Origin of the sequence: Shewanella aestuarii (assembly GCF_011765625.1) — a bacterium.
GTDB lineage: Bacteria > Pseudomonadota > Gammaproteobacteria > Enterobacterales > Shewanellaceae > Shewanella > Shewanella aestuarii_A.
In genome coordinates this window covers 3,084,590-3,108,571 of record NZ_CP050313.1, presented here as the reverse complement: position 1 = coordinate 3,108,571, position 23,982 = coordinate 3,084,590, and the positions used below count along the sequence as shown (strand labels likewise).

The window sequence follows — 23,982 nt, the reverse complement described above, 5'->3', positions numbered from 1 at the left end:
CATGGCCGCTTAACGAAAACGTCCTGTTTTCGATACCCTCAGCCGCATCTGCACAGGGTTATTTTATCTCTTCGATTTGGCTTTATTTGGTATGCATTAGGTTTTGAAAGCTGGCTTGGCATCCATGCCAAGCTCACGGGTTCTTCAAATAAAGAGTCTCGATGAACTTAATTCAAATTGAATTGACAATAACCCCTTTACAGATACTGCTTCGGGACGCTGTACGCCATCCATGGCTACTTAACGAAAACGTCCTGTTTTCGATACCCTCAGCCGCATCTGCACAGGGTTATTCTATCTCTTCGATTTGGCTTTATTTGGTATGCATTAGGTTTTGAAAGCTGGCTTGGCATCCATGCCAAGCTCACGGGTTCTTCAAATAAAGAGTCTTGATGAACTTAATTCAAATTGAATTGACAATAACCCCTTTACAGATACAGCTTCGGGACGCTGTACGCCATCCATGGCCGCTTAACGAAAACGTCCTGTTTTCGATACCCTCAGCCGCATCTGCACAGGGTTATTTTATCTCTTCGATTTGGCTTTATTTGAACCCCAAATTAAAAGCGTAAGAGATACTTAGAATTTAATTAAATTGAATTTTGATGTTTTTCTATTGGTTACAAACATGGTCAAATCGAAGAGGCGAAAATTTCAGGTGTAAGTGCGGCCGTGACTACTGACCACCATGGCGAAGTTTCACTGCGTGAAACGCTTTGATCGCGACATTCCGTTCATCCTGAACATCCCAGCGGCAGGCAATTGATTAGATTGGAGTTATGGACTCACTTACCCTACCCAGTATAACTTTTATTAAAACATTGAATTAAAACTATAAAGTATCAAATATTAGGGAAAAAGTAGGCTAATCTCCAACATATTCATCGAGCGCGCCATTTAGGGAAGAAAAAGCCTTTCATTAAAAGTGCCTATCAGCCCCTTGTTAAAGTTCACCTTGGCCCAACTAATTCTGACCCAACTAATTCGCAAAATTAGGCTTGAAAGATGCAATCAGAACAAACGATTAGCCAATGTGTTGTACTAAAAACAACTACCCCAAAAAAGCAAATTCCTATAGCATAAAATGTACCGATAAATATGGATGTGGCATCGGCCTAGTCCAACAAGCGATTTATACCCTGCAAACAATGCAGCGCATAAATACTTAAACGTTAAGTGGCTCGGAGGCCCAGAGTATTGTTTACATTTATAAGAAGCCTTTTCTCGCATGATTTACTTTTTGAATTAAGTGAAAACAAACTTTCTATTAAAGCCTTCTCTTCTGATTTGTCGTATGAAGATGAACCTTATATAGCACTCGAAAACACTAAAAAAGGCGAAATAATAAAAGCAATTGGAAAGGAAGCCAAATCCCTTTCAGGCTCGAACATTAGAGTGCTTAACCCTTTTAAACACAATCGATCATTTATCGCCGACTTTATGTGTGCTGAGAAAATACTACAGCATGGTATGTACACTTTGCATAAATCTAAAATCAAACCTTCGCCTCGAGTCATAGTTCATCAATTGGAGAAAACCGACGGCGGTTTAACTGATATAGAAGAAAGAGTTTTACGAGAGCTAGCACTTGGTGCTGGAGCTCGTGAAGTAGTTATATATTTAGGTTCTAAAATTAACACTAATGTTGAAGACTTTGATAAAGTAAAATCAAGAGTATCAGCCACTTAACAAGTCGCTCAAGAAAGAACGTAAAACGCTTGGTTTGCGTTCATTCTTCGCTAATTATAACCAAGCATTTTACGCCTCTTAGCGAGGCGTTGTATTTCGAAGGTTTAGTGTATGAATCAGAACATAAATATTCGACCTGAACGTAATGATGATATTAATCCTATTGAAATTATCACAATTGAAGCTTTCAAAAATCATCCTCATAGCAATCAAACAGAACATAAAATAGTCACTAGATTGCGTGATAATAATGCACTTTCAGTGTCTTTAGTTGCCGAAATTAATGGCGAGGTGGTTGGCCATATAGCTTTTTCCAAAGTTCAGATAAACAATGAATTCATTGATTGGTACGGATTAGCTCCTGTTTCTGTTAAACCAGAATATCAAAATCAAGGTATTGGATCACAATTAATACTTGCAGGCTTAAATGCTATTCGCGAGTTAGATGCTAAAGGTTGTGTGCTGCTTGGAGAGCCAGAGTATTATAATCGATTCGGTTTCAAAGCGCTTAGTGAGTTAGTGTTCAAAGGGGTTCCGCCAGAGTATTTTCAATCATTACTTTTAAGTGGTGAAATGCCAAAGGGAAATGTTGAATACCATAAGGCTTTTGTATAAAAACGGCATTCATTGAGTTATATATCGGAGAGCTATAGTGAAAGTGATCAAGCGGCTATTAGGGTGGTCAATTGTTTGTATTGTGATTTTGATCAGTGGATATCGTTATCTAACCCCAAGCATTACAGTGGAAAATCGATCCAATGTGGATATTATTTCAAGCCGTGTTGAACTGCCAAGTAGTGGTTTAGATTTTGGTAAAGTAGCGGCTGGTGAGAAAAACGCAATCTATTACGATTTAAATCAAAATGATGGCACTATTTCGTATCATTTTTTGCTGTCTGACGACACTGAGATTATTGGTAAGTGCGGCTATGTTACCCGTAATCAGATTAATCATCGTACGGTTATTTATATTGAAACTTCCAAGCAGGCCACTTGTTTACTGGAAGAGTAATTTTTTAGCAGCCTTAGATATAGGCGACTAAAAGCTGAAGCGTTGATGTTTATGGCCTTTGATATTGAGTGGGTTGGTCTGTAAGGGGGAGGTAATAACATGACTAGCCAAACCTACACTACGGTTAAGCAATTCATGATTCGCGGTTGGTTTGAGTCGCTTAATGTTGTTACAGGTTCGACAATACATATAGCCTTTTAAGCTAATTAACAATTAAACCTGTTAATAGCAGTTTGGCATTTTAGGCCCCGTTTACTTAGTGTTAAACGGGCTGTTAAATCTGTGCAAACTCTTAAAAATAGTAACCAAAGTTAATGTTGAATCGTTTATTGGTATTACCATTACCGACCATAGTTCCACCAATGAATGGTTGGTTCTGCGCAACAACAAAATCCAAGTAGGTGTATAAACCTCCTGCGGACACTGCCATACCCGTTACATTCATAAAGGTGTCTTTAAGTGATGCCGATTTTCCAGTGACCAAAGAATAGTCATTATAGAAAGTTAAGTTAGATATAGGTCCCACATTTACCGGTAAGCTGTAGGCAATATTTGCGATATAGGTGGTCGCTTCTGCAGGGATTGAGTCATAAAAGTGATACGCAGCAACGACAATACGATCAACGTCCATGCCGTCTACATTATACTCGTAATCAGTTACTTGTAATTTCACGTTCCAACGTTCAACATCAAAAATACTATGGATAGCTGCGGCAAAGTTGTCACCATCAGCGCCGTTGGCGATTTCTAGCTGACCTGATTGTACTGAGCCACCTATTTCAAGATTCAGTTTATCGAACGTAAAGTTATGGGCGTAACGCAAATTAAAGGTATTCACTTCACCGGCTTCATAACCAGCGGTTGGTGCGTCATAAGCATCTTCACCGTCTAAACGAATACCGACTACATCATAGGCATAACGGTCGGTTCGATCTGATACGAATCCGTCAATCCCGCCTTGTTCATCGTTTTTATAAAAGGCGATATCAAAACGGTTAACATCGCTGTTGTATGTGTAATTTAGGCCCATATCATGGTCATCTTCAAGACCAAGGTAAAAGTTAGAACTGAAAAAATAGTTGTTTGATGCGTAAGTTAGCATACCAAATGGTACCTGAGTAACGCCGATTTTACCCTGCTGATGCTCGTCAAAGTGATAACCAATCCAAGCATGTTGCACTGCATTCATGTACTCAAACCAACGATATTGAGCTGAATAGATCAGGTTACCGTAACTGCCTGATACATCGATTCTAAATAGGTCGAAGTCAAAGTCGCCACCGCGGTCAGCGTTGGCATCATTAAAGTCTTCATAGGAGTAGTTGACACGCACAGCACCACCAAAATTAACTTTGACTTGTGCTTGTTCGACAGCTACATCTTTAATCTCTTCAACTTCGTTTACGACCGCAATATTCCGTTGTTCAGCTTCTTGCGATTTTTGTGTTGTCTTTTGTTGTTGTGATTCTAACTGTTCAATTCGTGCTTTTAAGGCTTGTAGTTCTTCTTCAACAGAGCTTGCATTGGCACTAGCTGATAAAGCTAACATGATACAGGTAGCGGTAAGTCTATAACGAGTCATTATTCTTCCTATCGGCTATGAACTGAAGGAATGTCGATCATATCTGATTGACATTCCTTGGCTGTTATTGCAACACAACAAATGCAAGTGGGCTTACCTAAAGCATCTATTGTCAATCTCTTGATTTTAAATTGTTAAATAATTGAAGCATGAAATAACGTTATTTTACATGTGCTTAGAATATTGCTGACCTGCTTGGTTAATCCCTACTTCCCTGTAGCCCTAGAAACTAGTTGTTCAATAATGCTATTATAGTTAGTGAACTAACTATTAGCTATCTAATTATTATATATCTAATTATTAGATGGCTTTTTATATTTACTATCTATTGCTCTCAGGAGGGTAACAATGTCGTCAGACATAGCATCAGAAGAAAATCTCATTTCACGCCTATGGCATATCACCACATTAAAAACCAAAGAAAGTATTCAGCTACTGTGTTTAATCGCCATTCTAAGTACCTACATCTTTGCCTTGCTCACCCCTAAAGGACTGAAGAGTAGCAAAGCGTCAGGGAGTCATTAATTTATGCATTACCTTAGCTATGTTTCATTGGCTATCTATTTTCTTGCGATGTTAGCCATAGGGTTGTTTGCTTTTAAACAGTCTACTAGCGATGTTTCAGGTTATATTTTGGGGGGCGTAAAGTGAGCCCTCAAGTGACAGCTTTGTCTGCAGGCGCTTCCGACATGAGTGGTTGGATGTTAATGGGCTTACCCGGTGCCATGTATTTAGTGGGTTTTGAAACCATTTACATTGCCATCGGTTTGCTTTTGGGGGCTCTGATTAATTATTTGGTTGTTGCACCTAAGCTAAGGGTTTATACCGAAGTCGCAAACGATGCACTCACTATTCCAGAGTTTTTTGCTAAGCGGTTTCATACCCCTACCGGTAATATTCGGATAATTTCAGCAGCTATTATCGTGATATTTTTCACCCTATATACATCAGCAGGGTTAGTTGCTGGAGGGAAATTATTTGAATCTGCTTTTGGCTTAAATTATGAGCTAGGGTTAGTCATTACCTTGGCAGTTGTGGTTTCTTATACCTTATTGGGTGGTTTTTTAGCCGTTAGCCTAACTGACTTTGTGCAAGGCTGTATTATGTTTGTCGCGCTGATTTTGGTACCCGTTGTCGCTTTTCAAGAGTTTACCAGCGCCGACAAAATGATGAACTTTGCATATGAGTCAATTCCTCACTTTGGTGATGCAATGCAAAGCATTACCTGGCTTGGGTTGATTTCAAGTTTATCCTGGGGTTTAGGATACTTTGGTCAGCCACATATCATAGTGCGCTTTATGGCTATTCGATCGGTATCTGACATCAAAATAGCTAAAAATATTGGGATGACCTGGATGATGGTAACCATTATTGGTGCCTTGGCAACCGGCCTTGTGGGGATTGCCTATGCGAATAAATTCGATATGAAGCTGACGGATCCTGAAACCATCTTTATTGTATTTTCAGAGTTACTATTTCATCCAATGATCAGCGGATTTTTACTGGCGGCCATATTAGCGGCCATTATGAGTACGATTTCGTCACAGTTATTAGTGTCTTCAAGCTCACTTACTGAAGATATTTATCGAGTTGTTTCAAAGCGTGAGGCTAGTGAAAAACAAATGGTCAAAATAGGCCGATATGCTGTTGCAGTGGTAGCAATTGTTGCCAGTATGCTGGCCCTTGATCGTTCAAACAGCATATTGTCGCTAGTGAGCAATGCATGGGCAGGCTTTGGTGCGGCATTTGGTCCATTAATATTGTTTAGCTTATATAAGAAGAATCTGACTCATAAAGCTGCTATCGCAGGTATTGTTTCAGGTGCTGCAACCGTACTATTTTGGATATATGCTCCGGTGCTGTCTGACGGTAAAGCGTTAACGACTATCATCTATGAGATGATCCCAGGGTTTCTGGTAAGTAGTGCGGCAATATGGGTAATCAGTGCCCTGGATAGTGCTCCCTGCGATGACACGGTTGATACCTTTAATAAAGCAGGTCGCGTGCTGGCTCAACAAAGATAGGGATTGCAACATGGTAAATAAACACTGGAAACGCATTGTCGTTAAAGTGGGAAGTGCCTTAATTGCCCCCCACAAAAAAGGATGTAGCAGTCATTTTCTGTTGGGTATTGCACAGTTTATTGCTAACTGTCGTGCCCAAGGATGCCAAGTGGTACTGGTTTCTTCAGGCTCAGTTGCCGCTGGACGCCACTTATTTCCAAATGCCACATCCACAGATGTAACCACTAAAAAAGCAATGGCCGCCGCAGGCCAAGCTAGCATGATGGCTACATGGGAAAAGCTATTTGATTTTCCTACTGCACAATTGTTGGTTACCCATGGTGATCTTAGAGATCGTGAGCGGTATATCAGCATAAAAGACACGCTGTTTAGCCTGCTAGATAATGACTTATTGCCGATCGTTAACGAAAACGATGCCGTAACGACTGACAAACTTAAAGTGGGTGATAACGATAATCTATCGGCAATGGTAGCTGCAGCGGCAGATGCTGATGCACTTATCATTTGCTCAGATGTGAGTGGGTTATACACCAAAAACCCTAACATTCATGATGACGCCAAGTTAATTAAGCAAGTCACTAAAATCACCAAAGATATATATGCGATGGCAGGTGGTGCCACTAGTGATGTTGGAACGGGTGGGATGCAAACAAAAATTGAAGCGGCAGAAAAAGCCATTTCTCACGGAATTGAAACTGTCATCGTTAATGGTTTTGAGCCTGATACCTTCAATCAACTGTTAAAGGGACTTAACCCTGGCACCTTATTCACCCCATTTGAACAGCCCATGCAGGAGCATCTACATTGGATGACCCATACCTCGCAGGCTCAAGGTGAATTAATAGTCGAAAATGACTTCAACGGTAATTTAGAACAACACAACTCTCAGCTGACTAGCGGTGATGTGATTGCAATCAAGGGTAAATTCTCTGTAGGTGATACCATTTTAGTGCGCAAAGGCGATGGCACTAAACTAGCAAAAGCCAAATCAAACTATAGCAGTTGCCTACTTAATTTTATCGCAAAACAGGTCGACCAAGAGTTTGCTCATGATGTTGAGCAAAAAAATGGTCCGCTGATTTCCGAAAAAAATATCGCCATACTGGAATAATTATGAGCTTAATTAAAGATTTATCTAAAGCTGCTGCCGATGCAGCACATGCACTTGCCGCGCTTAGCACCGCGGAAAAAAATACCATCTTAATCGACATGGCAAAGGCGATTAGAGCCCATAGCGATGAGATTCAAACTGCTAATGTAATTGATATGGCAAATGCTCACGAGCTAAAACTAAGTGATGCCATGCTTGACCGTTTAGCAATGACACCTGAGCGTATTGATGCGATGGCAAAGGGCGTTGAAGAGGTTGCGGCATTGCCAGATCCTGTTGGCACACTTCGTGACATGGGCCAGCGTCCAAATGGGTTGATGATCAGCAAAATGCGAGTGCCATTAGGCGTGGTGTGCATGATTTATGAGGCAAGACCTAATGTTACCGCCGATGCTGGCGCTTTGTGTTTTAAATCTGGTAACGCAGTGATTTTACGCGGTGGTAAAGAAGCACTACAAACCAGCACAGTTATCGCCAATATTTTACAGACAGTATTAACACATCATGGATTGTCGCCAGCGTTAATTACCGTGGTGCCTTCACCTGATCGGGCATTAATGCTAGAACTCATGCAGCAGCGAGATTACATTGATGTGATTATTCCGCGTGGCGGAGAAGACTTGATTCATTTTGTCACTGATAACAGCAAAATTCCGGTCATTCAGCATTTTAAAGGAGTGTGCCATCTTTATGTTGATAAAGAGGCCGACCTTGATACTGCGATGTCGTTATTACTCAATGGTAAAACCCAGCGCACAGGTGTTTGTAATGCCTTAGAAGGGTTATTGGTGCATCAAGATGTGGCTGCTGAATTTTTGCCCAAAGTTGCAGTCGCATTAGCAGAACATCAGGTCAAAGTGAATGCTTGTGCAACATCGGCTAGCTACTTTGATGAGTGTAATGTATTGGCCGAAGATGATTTTGGCCATGAATATTTAGGGCTAGAAATTGCCATTAAGCAAGTTGAAGATGTCAATCAAGCGGTGACTCATATTCGACGTTTTGGCAGTCATCACACTGAAGTGATTTGCACCGCGAATGAACTAACCGCCACTCGTTTTCAACGAACTGTGGATGCATCTGTGGTTATGGTGAATGCTTCATCGCGTTTTTCTGACGGCAGTGAATTAGGTTTAGGAGCTGAAATTGGCATTGCAACCTCTAAGTTGCACGCTTATGGACCTATGGGGTTAGAATCGCTAACTACTGAAAAGTTTCTTGTTAATGGTGATGGTCAGGTTCGCGCGTAATTGAACTCATATTACAATACGGCTCGCTTGCGGGCCGTTCTCGCTTATTCATAAGCCCGTTATGGTCATCGCTAATACAGACAAATAGATTAAGCTTTGTTTTTTTAAATGAGAAGCATGAGCTTAAGTCATATTTCTGGTATGGTACGGCCAATAATGTAAGAGGTGATTATGGAAAAGTACGAGCAACTACTCGTTTCGCTGCGCCGTGTTATTCGAGCTATCGATATACATTCACGCCAGCTCAATAAACAGTCTGGGTTAACTGGCCCTCAATTGATGGTAATGCAGGCCATCGCGGCACTTGAACGTCCATTAGCAAAAGAGATAGCTCAAGCCGTTGCTTTAAGCTCGCCTACCGTTGTGAACATTATCGACCGACTTGAGGCTCGAGATCTTGTGTTACGTACTCGCAGCACATCAGATAAACGTAAGTGGCACTTGTCATTGAGTGATGCTGGTGTCGAGATTTTACGCAGCGCGCCAAAACCGCTACAAGAACATTTTATTAATCGTTATCAAAATCTTGATGAGTACGAGCAAAATCAGTTGCTGTCTGCCGTAGAGAAAATTGCTTACATGATGGATGCGCAAGAGTTAGATGCTGCACCTGTGTTATTAGTGGGGCAGATCCAAGAGGAATCGTGATATTCCGGGCGTTGATTTAAATTTCAGGGTTGTAAATCACGTGAGCAGATTTATAAAGTATGCAATACCGCAAATCAATCTCAAGCAATCCACTTAATTGTTCGATACATGCTCTATGAGAATTTTAATGGCTGTTGCTCTTGTGACGATGATTGCTTTTATGGCAATAACTGCGTTTTATTGGAAAATAGCAAAAGATGAAATTTTCTACCTTTGCAGTAATTTTTCATTTGGTGTAACGCAAGCAAGTGTCATTAGGCAACTCAATACCGCCGACTTGTCTCACTATACACACACATTGAATGAAAGCGGCTCTATTATTGTGTTGAGTAGTCAACTTTATTTCGTGACTAATCAATGCACTATTGAGTTAGACAAACATGAAAAGGTGGTGTTTGCCGCTTATCAGTAAACTACGAGCATTTCTTACTGTTTAGCGTTAACAGGCTATCTTTTGGCTGATAAGTTGAGCATTTACATCCTTGTCTTGTTTATCTATTAAAGTTGGTTATCTCAGTTACCCCGCAATTCGCTATACTAAGCAAACCTTCTTTCTCATGGTCAACAGACCTTAACTAAGTGAAGCATTATGACTGTTATATTTACCACCAATTTCGGTGATATTCAGATTGAACTGGATATGGAAAAAGCGCCTGTTAGCTCAAAAAACTTTTTAAAATACTGCCAAGAAGGCTTTTATGAACACACGATTTTTCATCGGGTGATTAAAGGATTTATGATCCAAGGTGGTGGTTTTAATGCCAAAATGAAAGAAAAACCAACCCATGATCCAATTGCTAATGAGGCCAACCGTGGCTTAAGTAATGTATTGGGTACCATTGCGATGGCGCGTACCGATGCACCGCATTCAGCTACGGCGCAGTTTTTTATTAATACTGCTGACAATACCTTTTTAGACCACACAGCCACCACCAATAATGGCTGGGGTTATGCAGTATTTGGTAAAGTAACCGCTGGCATTGACGTGGTGAAAGAAATTGAAAAAGTGAAAACCACAACAGTCGCAGGCCATGAAGATGTGCCTAAAACGCCGATTGTGATTGAAAAGGTCACCCTTGTTTAAGCATCATCATTTAGGTTGTTAAGGCAATAGTGACTTACATAGTTAAGATAAGCATGATTTTAGTCGTTAAGAGGTTTGCTATGGTCATAGCGACTTTATCTTAGGAGTGACGTTGAACTTATCCGCAGCAGATACACAGCAGCTTATTCAAGCTAAACAATTACTGGAAAATCCGGGTCTTGCAGCCAAAATGACTGATTTAATCGGCAAGCCCATTGAGCAAGGGTTTGCTTTGTTGCCTAAATCTATCAGTAACGGCATAGGTAAAGTGACAGAAATGGCATTAACCAAAGCCGTTGATGCGGCGCTGTTTACCTTAAAAGATGCGCAGCATACCCCATCATCGAATAAGTGGTATAAGCTTGGGGTTGCGGTAAGTGGCGGTGTTGGCGGATTTTTTGGATTAAGTGCATTGGCCATCGAGCTGCCTATTTCTACCACCATTATGTTGCGTTCTATTGCGGATATTGCCCGTAGTGAGGGCGAGCAGCTTAACGATCTTTCTACGAAAATGGCCTGTTTAGAAGTGTTTGCGTTTGGTGGTGAATCAACTGACGACGACCAAGCTGAAAAGGGCTATTTTGCGGTGCGTACCGTGCTGGCTAATTCTATCGCAGAGTCGGCTCAATATATCGCCACCAAAGGTTTTAGTAAAGAAGCCGCCCCTATGATGGTGAAAGTGGTAACCATTGTGGCCGAGCGCTTTGGTGTGCAAGTAACCCAAAAAATAGCAGCACAAGCTGTCCCCGCAATTGGTGCAGCGGGTGGAGCAATGATCAATACGTTATTTATTGATCATTTTCAGGATATGGCCAGAGGCCATTTTATTGTGCGTAAGCTAGAGCGACAATACGGTGAAGCGCAGGTTAGGCAAACCTATGATGCGCTTCCTTAGCCATTTTCCTCTCAATCGCTAACCTTTTTGGTTAACTAACTTTTGTTGGCACGCTTGTACACAATGAACGCCACAACGGCAACTAATGCAATGGCGGGTGCTAAATCCATTAAGTGATGAAATAACCCGACTGCCCCATGGCCTTCATGGGCTAAGGCTAACGTTGGTGTACTTGCTAGTGCTAACGCCGCGATTGTGTTTCTCATGTTCGTTCCTTATACGTTGTGTTTTCTATTGGCTAATACCAATGTGATTGACATCAATTAACCGGTAAAGTCGTTTATTCGGTATCCATTTCTAATTGCATTAGCATCATGTCTTCGCCATCCATAATGCGGGTGTCATTGCTTTGGCAGTGTGGGCAAATCACCGTTCTAGCAGTTTGCTCTGACTCGATACCACATTGGTTGCACATCAACAGCAAGGGCTGAATATGCATGTTGAATGTGGCATTGGCGCAAATGCCATCTAATTTAAATGTTTCAAATGCTTGCGATAACAGTGCGGGCTCAACGCCACTTAATATGCCTATTTTTACCTCAACCCTGCGAATCGCGTTGGCTTGATGTTGTTTGGCTAGGTCTTCGCACTGCTCGATTAATGCGCTGACAATTGAATACTCGTGCATTAGCAAATCCTTGGCAGTAATTCACCTTGAGGTAAGTCAAGGTAGCGATGGCTGCCCCAAGGTGTGGTTAATACCACTTTGCCACTGTGTGCCGATGTTGCATGACCAATAATGGCAGCCTGTTGGCAATGGCCGTATCGCTGCATCACTTCAATGGCGCCTTGTGCAATTGCCTGTGGCAGGGCAATAATAAAGGTGCCTTCATTGGCTAGGTCAAAGGGTTCAAAGCCAAATAGCTCGCATAAGCCTTTTACTTCATCCGCAACCGGAATGGCTGACTCATTGACATCAATCCCAATATTTGAAGCTTTGGCCCACTCATTTAGCACAGCCGATAAACCTCCGCGAGTTGCATCACGCATGGCGTGAATGGGGATGTTAGCGGCAATGAGTTGCTCGACTATCGGCCATAGCGTGGCGCAGTCGCTGGTCAGTTCAGACTCTAACGCTAAGCCTTCGCGCGCCATTAAAATTGTGGCTCCATGACGGCCAATATCGCGGGACACAATAATGGCATCACCGGCAACAATATTGTTTGCTGACACATCTGGGTAAATAATCCGCCCTATGCCTGTGGTGTTAATGAACAGCCCATCGGCGCAGCCTTTAGGAACGACTTTGGTGTCGCCACACACGATGCGCGCCCCTGACTGATGAAGCTCTGCTGCCATGCTGTTGACTATGGTAACTAAGTCATCAATGGCAAAGCCTTCTTCAATGATAAAACTGCAACTTAAATATTCGGGCTGGGCAGCCATCATGGCTAAATCATTGACCGTGCCTGCAATGGCCAGTTTGCCGATATTACCACCCGCAAAAAATAGCGGCGCTACGGTGAACGAGTCTGTGGTAAAGGCGACAGGACCCGACAAATGCAATTTCGCTGCATCTTCTTCACTGCAAAGAATAGGGTTGTTAAAGGCTTCAAAAAACACTGACTTAATCAGTTGGTCCATTTCTTTGCCGCCACCACCATGGCTAAGCTGCACGGTTTTTAATGATTTTGTCATAGGTTTACCTTTGCTCCTCGTTTAAACCACCATAACGATAATAGGCGTTGCAGGCGCCTTCAGAGCTCACCATACAACTGCCAAGCGGGGTTTCTGGTGTGCAGCCTCGGCCAAATACTTTGCAGTCTTTGGGGTTGGCTAAACCTCGTAGAATATCGCCACACTGACAGGCTCTGTGATCATCAATTAAGGTAACGGGTAATCGACCTTGGTAGCGCACTTCTGCATCTAAATGACTGAACTCAGGTTTAAGTTGTAAGGCTGACTGAGCGATGGGACCTAAACCGCGCCACCTAAACTCAGGACTGACTTGAAAGTATTTATTCACTAACTGCTGCGCTGCTTGATTGCCGTCATAGCTAACGGCGCGACTGTATTGCACTTCGAGTTCGGCTTTGCCTTGGGCTTTTTGAGTCACAATTTTTAGAATCGATTCCATGACATCAACAGGCTCAAAACCCGATACCACCACAGGGGTGTGGTAGTTATTGACTGCGGCTTGGTAAATTTTGGCACCGCTGATCACGCTAACATGCGCAGGACCAATAAAGGCGTTTACTTTGGTGTTTGGTTCGGCCATTACCGCATCAATGGCAGGGGGCACAAGCACATGGTTGATATGAAATATAACATTATCAAGTTGTTGCTTGATCACTTGCTCAACTAACACTGCGGTCATTGGGGTTGAGGTTTCAAAGCCAATAGCAAAAAATACCACGGTTTTGTCGGGATTATCTTTGGCGATCACTAGGGTGTCTAACGGGTCGTATATTGGGCGAATATCGCAGCCTTGAGAGCGAAACTTTGCCAAACTGCCATTTGAGCCGGGAACGCGGATCATATCGCCAAGACTGACTAAAATAACGTTGGGCATACTGGCCAGCGCTGCGGCATGATCAATGCGCTCTTTGGGCATAATGCAAACCGGACAACCGGGTCCGTGAATAAAACGAATATTGGCGGGCAGTAACTGTAATAAGCCATACTTCATTATGGTATGAGTATGGCCACCACACACTTCCATAATGTTGACATCGCCAGTGACTTTTTTCGCCTCAAGTGCAATGGCTTTAGCAAGGTGGTGTAAGGTGTCAGGATCACGAAACCCTTGATATAAATCCTTTAGCAGCATTAGAGAGTTACTCCTGCTCAGACATTTTTTCGACGATTTCTTGATAGAGTGCCAAGCTTTCTTGGGCGTCTTGCTGATCAATCTTGTTCATCACAAAACCGATGTGAATTAACACATAATCGCCAATGGCTAATGGGTCTGTGATCAAGTGACTACTGACACGTCTTTTTACGCCCAGGGTGTCAACTGTAACACTGGCATCATCGTGAACTTCAACAACTTGAGAAGGAACCGATAAACACATAGTTTTGTCCTTATCTCTTGTGTGTGGCTTGAGATTCTTGGTTCAGCGCAGCGTATTTGGTAGCCAGCCAATCAATGAGTGGCAATAACGACTCAGGTTGTTTGACCGAAATGGTCATAATTTGTGCATGAGGGTTGAGCTTGGCTAACTGTTGCTTAGCGCTGTCGATGCTGAAGTCAAAATGCGCTATGAGATCCGCTTTGGTGATAAGCACCAGATCAGCGCGGCGGAACATAACGGGGTATTTTTCTATTTTGTCATCGCCTTCTGGCACAGAAAGCAGAACAATATTTTTATGGGTGCCGACATCGTAGCTTGCTGGGCAAACCAAGTTGCCTACGTTTTCAACAAAGCAAATGTCCAGTGGTGCAAGGTCAATATGATGCAAGGCACCATGAACCATAAATGCGTCTAAATGACAGGCTGAGCCGGTTTGAATTTGATAAGCATTAATGCCTTTGGCGATGAGGCGGTCGGCATCGCGAGAGGTTTCTAGATCACCTTCAATTACCGCATAATGTAAATCCGTATACTGACAAAGGTGTTCTAATAGGGTGGTTTTACCGCTACCTGGGCTGCTCATTAAGTTGAATGCACACACGTGATGCTTTTCGAAATGCTCACGATTGTGCTGGGCTTCAATATCGTTTTTATCCAATATTTTATGAATAACCGATAAGGTTTTTTTATCATTCAACTGCGGGTTAGTATGCAGTGAGTCATGATGATGGTCATGGGTGATAGAACAACCGCAATCCTGGCACATAATCAAATTCCATAACTATGATTTATTGTTAAAGTATGCGTGATATTTCGCTTACAAACCTTGATTGATGTCAGGTTTGAAAGACTTTTTAGCCGAATGACATTTTTGAATGTTAATGTGTGATTTACATCTCATTTAAAGAGGGGCTTCGCCTTTTGGTGAGTCATTTTGGTAACTGCTTGGCCTTGCTTAGATCAATTTTGGGGTTTGGTGATATTAATGAGATCTATCCATTTACAGGCTGTTTTGATGAATGCTATACCACAGCTGGCCTAATGCTAAGCCACCATCATTAATTGGTACTTGATGACTTGGCAGCACTTGATGATGGTTTTGCTTGGCTTGGGTTAAACATAGACTTAATAAGCATTTATTTTGAAATACGCCGCCACTGAATACCAAGGGATATTGAGGGTACTGTTGCGCCAATGATAACGAGGCATTTGCGATAGCTTGAATAAACGCATCACATAAGGCTTGTTGTAATTGTGGCTGATTTTCGCCTGTTTGAATCGTATCAATAATCTGCTTGAACAAATCTTGGCTATCCCACTGGGTAATGCCTGTGCTGTTGTCGATAATCGGCTTAATAGTCAGCTTGTTTTGAAAACTTGAGGCAATTAAGGCGTGCTGGTTCAAAGCCGCTTGAGCTTCGACCAACATGCCTGCTTGGCCTTCAAATTGATTCGTTTGTATTAGATTTAACGCTACGGCAAGGGCGTCAAATAAGCGACCGACTGAGCGGCAATACACCCCATGATTGGTATTTTTCCATAAAATATGCAGGTTAGTCAGTTGTGTGTCACTGAGTTGATTAATGGCATGAATCGGTAAGCGACGAATATCAGCAAGGCTAAAATGCGCAAATAGTAAGGCTAATAAAATACGCACAGGTTGCTTAATAGCTTGTTCGCCACCAATCAGTTTAAACGGCGTAAAGTGAGCGAGGGTTCGATAACCTTGAGTATCCGCTAGCATGACTTCGCTGCCCCAAAGCGAGCCATCATCACCTAAGCCTGTGCCATCATAACTAAACCCCAATACGGTTTGCTGGTATTGATTGGCGGCCATAGTGGCAAGAATATGGCTGTAATGGTGCTGTACTTGTTGCTGCTTTACGGTTTTATGCTGTTGGCAATATTGCTGTGCCCAGCGGCTTGGTGCGTAATCAGGGTGTTTGTCGCTGATCACTGTGGAGGGGTGAAATCGTATAAACGTTTAAAGGTCGCTAGGCTACGCTCAAAGTACATTTGTGCTTCAAGGCTGTATAAGTTGCCAATGTGAGGCGAGAGAATTAAGTTGCGATCAAACCCAAACGCAATGGCATTTTTTTGCTGGCCGCCAACGGCAAGTACAGTGTTATTTTGCAGTTTGATGTTTCCCGTTGGTAAGGTGAGCGGGGCATAGCCTCTGGCAAGGCGGATCACTTGCAGTTGGCCATTGATCACTTGTACCACACTGTCATCACAGGCGTTAATAATGGGGCGGTCATGGTCAACCATGGCATCAATTACATGGCCTAAATTATCAAGTAGTTGCTTACCATCACAAATAATTGGCTCGCCACTTCGGTTAGCGCTAGTGGCCACAATGGGGCGATTAAATGCGGCCATTAATAAAACATGTAAGGGGGTATAAGGTAAAAATAGGCCTAATCTATCTATTTGTGGGGCAACAGCATCACTTAATAATTCGCTGACGGCTGATTTTTTTTGCATCACCGTGATCGGCTTTTCTGCGCTAGATAACACATCCCATTCCGCTTGTGTGCCTTGTACCAGCGTTTGTGCTTGTACAAGGTTATTCACCATAACGGCTAAAGGTTTGGCGGGGCGTTGTTTGCGTTGTCTGAGTAAATTGACGGCGTTGCTATTGGTCGCATCGCAAATGAGGTGAAAGCCACCTAAACCTTTTATCGCAATAATTTTGCCTTGGGCTAACAGTGTAGCCGTTTGCTTGATGACCTGTTGATTGCTTTGCTGCTCCGACTCGTGAACGCTGAATGTAAATGGTTCAAGCTGATGTTCGACTAATTGTAAGCTCAATTTGGGGCCGCAATTTGGGCAACTGACAGGCTGGGCATGGTAGCGTCTATCCATAGGGTTGGTGTATGCCGCTGCGCATTGGTCACACATATCAAAGCCTGCCATTGAAGTGTTGTGGCGGTCGTAAGGTAAGGCGTTAATAATGCTGTAGCGGGGCCCGCAATTGGTGCAGTTTGTAAAAGGATATTGATAATGACGATTAGTCGGATCGTGCATTTCTGCTAGGCAATCTTGGCAAGTACTTTTATCTGCCGATAGGGCAACAATGGCGTGCTCGTTGCCTTTGTCGCTTTCAATAATTGAAAACGTCCTAATAGGTTGTTCAACAATATGGTAGTCAGTTTTAATGGCATCAATACGCGCAAGTGGTGGTGGCGAGTGCTCTAATTGGTGTAAAAAATGATTGATGTTGGTGGGCTCGCCTTGCAGCACAATGCTGACACCACGGTGATCATTAAGCACACTGCCGGTGAGTGACAATTCATGGGCAAGCCGATACACAAATGGCCGAAAGCCCACACCTTGAACAATACCATTCACAAATATGTTGACCTGTTCAAATGCCATATAGGGTTCCTTATTTGCCTTGGGCATCACTAAGTCTAGCGGCGTCGTTGACGAAGGAATATCCCACCAACCGCCAAGTTAGCGCCTTCTAAGTCTAATTGCTTGTTGATCACTAAAGGGGTATTTTTGCCGACTCGCATTTGGATACGCTTGGCTAACACTGGGTTGTCAAACTCACTGCCCGCTAACACTAAGTGCTTGATGCCGATATTTTTGTCTAGGTGCTCAATCCAATTGCTGAGGTAGTCGGCCAAAGAGTCATGAAAGGCAAAGGCAAGCTTGCTGGTATCGGTTTCACCGGCAATGCGAAAGCTCATCAGGGTGCCTAAGGTTTTGCACCAATTCAGGCTGCGATAGGCTTCGCCTTTAGTCAGCGGGAAATCAATACGGGGGGCATTGGCCCCATTAAATCCCATGGCGTCGGCAATAAAGCTATCAGCTAATTGTTGTGTGATAGATTCAGGCGCATCGTGATACACCCGACAGCCGATGATGGCTGCGGCCACGGCCATTAAACTGGTCAGTGATTTAGTGTGAGAAGTTAGCTCGATATCTAATAAGGCGTTGTAGCTGTCGGGATACATTTGTTTAAATTTATCCAGTAAACCGCTTTCACGACTCTGGCTGAGCTGGTGGCAAATTTCATAACCCGAGTTAGGAATATTGGCCATTTCAAAAAATAGCTCGGCGTTACCTTCTTTGTCTAAGGCTAAAATTTGACTGGCTTGATAATAGCTAAAAAATAATATCGCTGCGTGTTTAGCTTTTTTGCATGGGTTAGGCGGTGACATGGTTTGTAGCCCTGCCAATAAAGCACATTGGGCGGCGTGTGACTCAGGTAATACTTGCTTGTGTTCGGTGTGAATTGCGCTCCAGCTAACCTGTTTATCTATGCTAGTGGCACAGTAGTTAATATTGGCGATTTGTGAGATGGCTTCATCATGTAATGGATTAAATAATACCTCACACTGGCCCGCTTTTACTTGTTGCTTTGCTATCCATTGCTCCGCTAATCGTGCTAGCTTCAGTGGCGGGTTTCCATGGTGTTCACCGGGTGGATTTGAATGTGAATACAGCCAGTTAATGCCTCGTTGGCGCAGTTTTTCGGTCAAAATAACTAATAAACGATTACTGGCAAACTGCACATCAACCAATGCCGTTTTAAAATGGGCTTTACCTGTGTCATTGGTCATTAAAGTGATGCAGGGTTTTTCAATGCTAGATAAGGCCAGTACTTGATGATCGCTTAAATGAAAGTAGCCATTTAGATCATTCGGGTTACAGACAATAATACTGGGTCGGTCTTTGGCACTTAATGGCAAGGCCAGTGACAATGTCATATTGTCATCGGGTAAATGTAAGGTACTGTTATTAAGCAGTAAATCTGCGAAGGCAAAAATGTCTTGTTCGCTTAATGACTTCTGCGCCACTGATAACTTAGTCTCGCCATGGCAGTGCGAGCAAGCTAAATTGATATTGGCAAACTGCTGGCTTTGGTTATCGCCAAATAAGGGTTGGCAGTGTTGACAATAAGGCAGTGGAGCATAGGGCGTTGGCTTGGTAAGACTCAAAGATGACTGTGGATATTGTTTGTGCTCAACTCGCTGAATGCGAGTATCTATCAGCCAAACCGATAATAAAAAGTCTTCAGCAATCTCTTCTGCTAGTTGTTCTAATTGGGCTTGCTCAGCGAAGGCTTCTAGTAGGTAATGGGTATTATGTTGTTCATCAGTAAACTGCGCAGCGCGAATGTCAATGGCCTTTCGGTCCACATATTGGTGGCATAAATGACCATAAAGCGCCACAGGTTGACTACATATGAATTCAAATTGGATGCAGTGGTTCATCTTCGTGACCTCGTTTATAAGCATCGGGAATCACTAAATCAATGCTGACAGCATCGTCTTGTGACAGGCTAAAACCTAATGCGGATAGATAATTTATCAAGGTTTTTTCCATGGTTGGCACTGCGGCATAAAGGGCGTCAGTTAAGCCGAGTGTCATAGGGACGATAACGGTGGGAATAACACCTAATACCTGGGTTTGCGGGCGGTCGCCAACCATATCCATCATGGTGAGGGTTTGCAGCATTTCTACTTCATGTGCGCTGCCTTGCCAGTCAATCTCAGCGGGTGCATGGTCAAAATCAAAAAAGAACACCTCACCGGCTTTGGCTTGGGCGCTGTTAACGGTATCAACCACAATCAACTGATCATACTGGCAAATAATTGGAATGAGCCCTTGCGCAAGGGTGCCGCCATCCATGATGTCTAACTGATGGCTAGGGTGAGTGAAGGTATATTTGTCTTTGATATAATTGGTAAAATGTACGCCGATACCTTCATCGGCGTACAAAACATTACCAATACCTAATAGTAATATTTTACTCACTCAGGTTAATGTTCCTTGTGGTAATCATATCCAGATACAATGGAGTCTACTGAGTTTTGTTTGAAGCGAATACCTGACCAAACCGCCATGTAAACATGAATAACCACAAACACAATAAATGTCCACGTTAGGTAGTGATGCCAAATTCTCACCTTGGCTAAACCGCCCATTTGAGCTGTTATCCATGCCGCGCTTTCCCACAGCATGCCGCCTAAGCCTAAGTGATAAACATTGGCATAAAGTACTAAGCCTGTAATGCAAATAAACAAAGCCATCAATGAGATTGCGACGTAAGTCACAAACTGCAGTGGCCCATAAACTCCTGCTTTATTTAAATGTCCCATCCAAAGATAAGACTTTAATTGTACTATCCAACTGTTAACGCTCATGACGTCTTTAAATGATCGTCTTTCAATATTATTGCGACTAAAGAAAAACAAATAAAAACGGACTAAGGTAACGGCTGTGAGAACAAAACCAAACACAATATGTGCAAAACGGATCCAACCTTGAACCAATACATCGGTTGATTCAGGCGCTACCAAAAACGGCCATGAGATATAAAACCCTGTTACCACAAGCACTAAAATCGCCAGTGCCCGTAACCAATGGAAAATCCGAATGGCTGGGGTAAATATCAAATGTCGTGTGTGGGTTGCTGTGTGTGCCATAAACCCTCCTTATTTAAGTCATCCAGCCAAATTAAAAACCGTTGGGGTCAATTTTGAACTGACCTAAGGTTTGTTTTTTGTAATCCATCACGTGTACCGAACATGCCATACATGGGTCAAACGAGTGGATAATTCGAATAACTTCAAGTGGTTTAGTTGGATCTTCGAGTTGCAAGCCAATCAAGGAAGCTTCATAGGGGCCCATTTTACCATTGGCATCGACAGGACCGGCATTCCAAGTGGTTGGCACTACGGCTTGATAGTTTTCAACTTTGGCATTTTTAATTCTGATCCAGTGACTTAGCATACCGCGAGGCGCCTCGTTCATGGCGTGGCCAACGTATTCTTTGTTTGGGTCTATATCAGGCGTGACATAAGTGGTTTCATCGGATTGCATGTTAGTTAACAGCGCATCAAACGTGCGTAAACTAGCTTGACCCACCAATACGGTTTGCAACATACGCGCTGCGGTTCGGCCTAAAGTGGTAAATAAGGCACCAATTGGCAAGCCGGTACGGGCTAATAAGCCATTTACCGCATCCACAACGATTGAGTTACCACGGGCATAGTTGACTAATAAGCAAGACAGCGGCCCAACTTCAACCGGTTCATCTTGGTAACGAGGTGATTTGACCCAAGAGTATTTGCCGTCTCCATCAAGGGTGGGTAATTTGCCATAAACCGTATCGCGTTCAACAAAGCCGGTGTAATCAGGGACCGTGGTTCCATCGTAGGGATGTTGAGCACCTTCTGCTTTGTACCAAGCGTGGGTAACATCTTCTTTGATTTTGCTTGGGTCAATATCGCTAACGCCTGCTAAATCACCGTTCATAATGACACCTTGCTCAAACAGGTATTCACCATCAGCCATGATAAAATCGTTAGTGCATAAGAAGTTACTCACATTAACCCCGCCTAATACACTCGGTTCATTGCCAAAGGCTTCGGCTGCCATAACGATGTCGGCTTGATAGGCGCGTTCAATAAAGTCTTGAACAATAGCGTGTTTTTGCTTCCATTCTTGTAGACGCGCTGGGCTTAACATGTCGCGCACTGAGGTTACACCACCCACAACAATTGATTGTGGATGCGGTGATTTACCGCCAAAGATGGCGAGCATTTCCGCCGCAACACGTTGTACTTCAAGTGCTTTTAAGTAGTGAGATAGGGCAATAAGGTTTTGTTCAGGGGTAAACTTATAGGTGCCATTACCCCAATAAGCGTTAGCAAAAGGACCTAATTTACCGGTTTCAACAAACCCTTTAACACGCTCTTGTACCGCGCGTAACTCGCCTTCACCGGCGGCGATCGGTTTGTCTGTGTATTGTAAGGCAACTTGTGCCGCAACCGCAGGATCGGCACTTAATGCCGACACCACATCAACCCAGTCTAAACCGTGTAAGTGATAAAAATGCACTATGTGATCATGCATATAAAGTGATGATTGCATCAAGCTACGTAAATATTTGGCATTCAGTGGGATTTTAACTCCAAGAGCATTTTCAACGGCCTCGGTACCACAGCGATAATGCGAATAAGTACATACCCCACAAATACGTTGCACAATAAGCCCAACATCCATTGGGGTTCGGCCTTTTAAGATAACTTCAATACCGCGCCATAAGGTAGATGATGACCAAGCCTTGGTGATTTTGTTATTTTCGTCGACTTCCACTTCAACACGTAAGTGACCTTCAATACGAGTGATGGGATCAATAACGACTCGTTTACTCATGATTATTCCTCCAATGGCTTAGCAAATAAACTGGCAACGGCGTGTGCGCCAATCCCAACAACTGTGGCACCTAAAATGACTGCTCCAACGGTGTCAGCGGTTGCATCTATGCCATGTAATAATTGTCGTCCAAGTGGCCGTTCAAAGTCGGCCATGTCATCCCAAAAATTCGGTTCAGAACAGCCCATACAACCGTGTCCAGCTAATACAGGCCAGCTGGTATGATGGTTGAAGCGTTCAGTTGGGCAGTTGTTATAGGTGTAAGGGCCTTTACAGCCAACTTTGTAGAGGCAGTAGCCTTCTTTAGCACCATGATCGCCAAAGGTTTCAACAAATTCACCAGCATCAAAACGACCACGACGTTCACAGTTATCATGTACCCGAGCGCCATAGGCCCATTTAGGGCGGTTAAACATGTCTAAAGCTGGTAATTTGCCAAACATGATGAAGTACATCAGTGTGCCAACAATGTTCTTCTCACTCGGTGGGCATCCTCCCAAGTTGATTACTGGTTTATCAACAACTTCATGGACGCCTTTAGCCCCTGTCGGGTTAGGTGAAGCGGCTTGAATTCCACCAAATGCTGCACAAGTTCCTACCGAGATAATGGCAGCAGCACCTTGGGCCGCTTGTTTAACAATATGCAAACCTGTGTGACCTTTACAGCCCACGGTGAGATAAGCGCCATTGTTGGCGGTGGGCACCGCACCTTCTACAGCAAGTAGGTAGCGACCTTGGTAGGCTTCTAAAGCATGTTCAAGGTTTTCTTCTGCTTGCCAGCCTGCTGCAGCCATTAATGTTTCGTGATATTCAAGAGAGATATGGTCAAAAATGAGGCTGTCTAGATTAGGGGTGTCGGTACGGATAAGTGATTCTGAGCAGCCTGTGCATTCGGCCATATGTAGCCAAATTAACGGCACTCTGTCGGCCAGCTCAGCGGCTTGTGCAACCAAGTTACTAAAGGGGAGAGGCAGTGCCAGCATGGCGGTGACCGCAGCGCTCCATTTAATGAAATCTCGGCGACTAATTCCATTTTCAGCCATTTTTTGTTCTAAAGTGATCTGCTGTCTTGGGGCAAATTGGCGTAAGTATTCAAGACGCTTTTTGCCTTGCTCAAAGAGCGCTGCATGGGTATCCATAAGCTAACCTTCTAATCATTGACACTATGGGTTAATTTTTATCCATTGGATACAATATTAAGTAGACTTAGCTTGCTTCGATTTGATGCAAATCAATTGTTTATACGATGGTGTGTTATTGCTTTATTTGGTAGTTGTTAATTGTGATGTAGATCGAGTTTTGTCGAGTCAATTGGACATTTTGTCCTTTGTAAAAAAATTTTGTGATGTATGTCAGATTATTTAACCTGAGCTACGGATAAGAGATTAGCTAACACACTAATTTATTGTGATGTATGTCAGGTTATTTGCGTTACGTCGACACTTATTGCTGAGAGGCACTTGGCTCAAACTATTTGAGCAAAGTGCCATGACTGACT

The 23,982-nt window shown here is 43.1% G+C and carries 22 protein-coding genes and 2 pseudogenes; 11 read left to right on the top strand and 13 right to left on the bottom strand.

The window, feature by feature from the left end; translation table 11 throughout:
• The first annotated feature begins 1,197 nt into the window (after window positions 1–1,197).
• The 3 genes from HBH39_RS13665 to HBH39_RS13655 all read left to right on the top strand — a co-directional run bounded on the left by HBH39_RS13665 (window position 1,198) and on the right by HBH39_RS13655 (window position 2,701).
• Window positions 1,198–1,689, top strand: a complete 492-nt coding sequence (locus tag HBH39_RS13665) for a rod shape-determining protein (protein WP_244325654.1) — start codon at window positions 1,198–1,200, stop codon at window positions 1,687–1,689.
• 111 nt (window positions 1,690–1,800) lie between these two features.
• Entirely contained in the window at window positions 1,801–2,304 is a 504-nt protein-coding gene (locus tag HBH39_RS13660; RefSeq protein WP_167679171.1) for a GNAT family N-acetyltransferase, read from the top strand.
• A gap of 37 nt (window positions 2,305–2,341) precedes the next feature.
• The gene (locus HBH39_RS13655; protein ID WP_167679170.1) at window positions 2,342–2,701 is read left to right on the top strand and encodes a hypothetical protein; all 360 of its coding nucleotides are present in this window, start codon (window positions 2,342–2,344) and stop codon (window positions 2,699–2,701) included.
• A 292-nt stretch (window positions 2,702–2,993) separates the two neighbouring features.
• Here HBH39_RS13655 and HBH39_RS13650 read toward each other — a convergent pair whose 3' ends face one another.
• Window positions 2,994–4,283, bottom strand: coding sequence for a carbohydrate porin (locus HBH39_RS13650; RefSeq protein WP_167679169.1), 1,290 nt, complete (start codon window positions 4,281–4,283; stop codon window positions 2,994–2,996).
• Window positions 4,284–4,631: 348 nt separating this feature from the next.
• Between HBH39_RS13650 and HBH39_RS13645 the strand changes: the two genes are divergently transcribed.
• The 8 genes and pseudogenes from HBH39_RS13645 (at window position 4,632) to HBH39_RS13610 (ending at window position 11,295) form a co-directional block, all read left to right on the top strand.
• Window positions 4,632–4,808 (top strand): hypothetical protein, encoded by a 177-nt coding sequence (locus tag HBH39_RS13645; RefSeq protein ID WP_167679168.1) that lies wholly within the window; start codon window positions 4,632–4,634, stop codon window positions 4,806–4,808.
• 3 nt (window positions 4,809–4,811) lie between these two features.
• Window positions 4,812–6,307: pseudogene (gene putP / locus HBH39_RS13640) on the top strand (sodium/proline symporter PutP).
• Window positions 6,308–6,317: 10 nt separating this feature from the next.
• Window positions 6,318–7,418 (top strand): glutamate 5-kinase, encoded by a 1,101-nt coding sequence (gene proB, locus HBH39_RS13635; protein WP_167679167.1) that lies wholly within the window; start codon window positions 6,318–6,320, stop codon window positions 7,416–7,418.
• 2 nt (window positions 7,419–7,420) lie between these two features.
• A complete protein-coding gene (locus HBH39_RS13630; protein ID WP_167679166.1) occupies window positions 7,421–8,668 on the top strand; it encodes a glutamate-5-semialdehyde dehydrogenase in 1,248 nt (415 codons plus the stop codon).
• Window positions 8,669–8,839: 171 nt separating this feature from the next.
• Window positions 8,840–9,316: a MarR family winged helix-turn-helix transcriptional regulator gene (locus HBH39_RS13625; RefSeq protein ID WP_167679164.1), complete on the top strand. Its 477-nt coding sequence runs from the start codon at window positions 8,840–8,842 to the stop codon at window positions 9,314–9,316.
• Window positions 9,317–9,443: 127 nt separating this feature from the next.
• Entirely contained in the window at window positions 9,444–9,728 is a 285-nt protein-coding gene (locus HBH39_RS13620) for a hypothetical protein (protein ID WP_167679162.1), read from the top strand.
• A 177-nt stretch (window positions 9,729–9,905) separates the two neighbouring features.
• A complete protein-coding gene (locus tag HBH39_RS13615) occupies window positions 9,906–10,400 on the top strand; it encodes a peptidylprolyl isomerase (RefSeq protein ID WP_167679160.1) in 495 nt (164 codons plus the stop codon).
• 106 nt (window positions 10,401–10,506) lie between these two features.
• The gene (locus HBH39_RS13610; protein ID WP_432280120.1) at window positions 10,507–11,295 is read left to right on the top strand and encodes an EcsC family protein; all 789 of its coding nucleotides are present in this window, start codon (window positions 10,507–10,509) and stop codon (window positions 11,293–11,295) included.
• 35 nt (window positions 11,296–11,330) lie between these two features.
• Here the strand turns inward: HBH39_RS13610 and HBH39_RS13605 are convergent, their stop codons facing one another.
• The 12 genes and pseudogenes from HBH39_RS13605 to hyaA form a co-directional block, all read right to left on the bottom strand.
• The gene (locus tag HBH39_RS13605; protein ID WP_167679156.1) at window positions 11,331–11,501 is read right to left on the bottom strand and encodes a hypothetical protein; all 171 of its coding nucleotides are present in this window, start codon (window positions 11,499–11,501) and stop codon (window positions 11,331–11,333) included.
• 74 nt (window positions 11,502–11,575) lie between these two features.
• The gene (gene hypA / locus HBH39_RS13600; RefSeq protein WP_167679154.1) at window positions 11,576–11,923 is read right to left on the bottom strand and encodes a hydrogenase maturation nickel metallochaperone HypA; all 348 of its coding nucleotides are present in this window, start codon (window positions 11,921–11,923) and stop codon (window positions 11,576–11,578) included.
• Window positions 11,923–12,933: a hydrogenase expression/formation protein HypE gene (hypE, locus tag HBH39_RS13595; protein ID WP_167679152.1), complete on the bottom strand. Its 1,011-nt coding sequence runs from the start codon at window positions 12,931–12,933 to the stop codon at window positions 11,923–11,925. Before hypE ends, hypA begins: the two co-directional genes overlap by 1 nt.
• Before the next feature lie 4 nt (window positions 12,934–12,937).
• Complete coding sequence (gene hypD / locus HBH39_RS13590) at window positions 12,938–14,065, bottom strand: hydrogenase formation protein HypD (RefSeq protein WP_167679150.1); 1,128 nt, start codon at window positions 14,063–14,065, stop codon at window positions 12,938–12,940.
• Between the two features lie 7 nt (window positions 14,066–14,072).
• Window positions 14,073–14,309 carry a HypC/HybG/HupF family hydrogenase formation chaperone gene (locus HBH39_RS13585; RefSeq protein WP_167679148.1) on the bottom strand — a complete coding sequence of 79 codons (237 nt, stop codon included), beginning with the start codon at window positions 14,307–14,309 and terminating at the stop codon, window positions 14,073–14,075.
• 10 nt (window positions 14,310–14,319) lie between these two features.
• Window positions 14,320–15,075: a hydrogenase nickel incorporation protein HypB gene (hypB, locus tag HBH39_RS13580; protein WP_167679146.1), complete on the bottom strand. Its 756-nt coding sequence runs from the start codon at window positions 15,073–15,075 to the stop codon at window positions 14,320–14,322.
• Between the two features lie 234 nt (window positions 15,076–15,309).
• Window positions 15,310–17,625, bottom strand: a pseudogene (locus HBH39_RS13575) (hypothetical protein).
• A gap of 97 nt (window positions 17,626–17,722) precedes the next feature.
• Complete coding sequence (locus HBH39_RS13570; RefSeq protein WP_167679144.1) at window positions 17,723–19,534, bottom strand: NiFe hydrogenase; 1,812 nt, start codon at window positions 19,532–19,534, stop codon at window positions 17,723–17,725.
• Window positions 19,512–20,078: a HyaD/HybD family hydrogenase maturation endopeptidase gene (locus HBH39_RS13565; RefSeq protein WP_167679142.1), complete on the bottom strand. Its 567-nt coding sequence runs from the start codon at window positions 20,076–20,078 to the stop codon at window positions 19,512–19,514. Before HBH39_RS13565 ends, HBH39_RS13570 begins: the two co-directional genes overlap by 23 nt.
• A 5-nt stretch (window positions 20,079–20,083) precedes the next feature.
• Complete coding sequence (gene cybH, locus HBH39_RS13560) at window positions 20,084–20,749, bottom strand: Ni/Fe-hydrogenase, b-type cytochrome subunit (RefSeq protein WP_167679140.1); 666 nt, start codon at window positions 20,747–20,749, stop codon at window positions 20,084–20,086.
• 31 nt (window positions 20,750–20,780) lie between these two features.
• The gene (hyaB, locus tag HBH39_RS13555) at window positions 20,781–22,484 is read right to left on the bottom strand and encodes a nickel-dependent hydrogenase large subunit (RefSeq protein ID WP_167679138.1); all 1,704 of its coding nucleotides are present in this window, start codon (window positions 22,482–22,484) and stop codon (window positions 20,781–20,783) included.
• Window positions 22,485–22,486: 2 nt separating this feature from the next.
• The gene (gene hyaA, locus HBH39_RS13550) at window positions 22,487–23,623 is read right to left on the bottom strand and encodes a nickel-dependent hydrogenase small subunit (protein ID WP_167679136.1); all 1,137 of its coding nucleotides are present in this window, start codon (window positions 23,621–23,623) and stop codon (window positions 22,487–22,489) included.
• Window positions 23,624–23,982 lie beyond the last annotated feature (359 nt).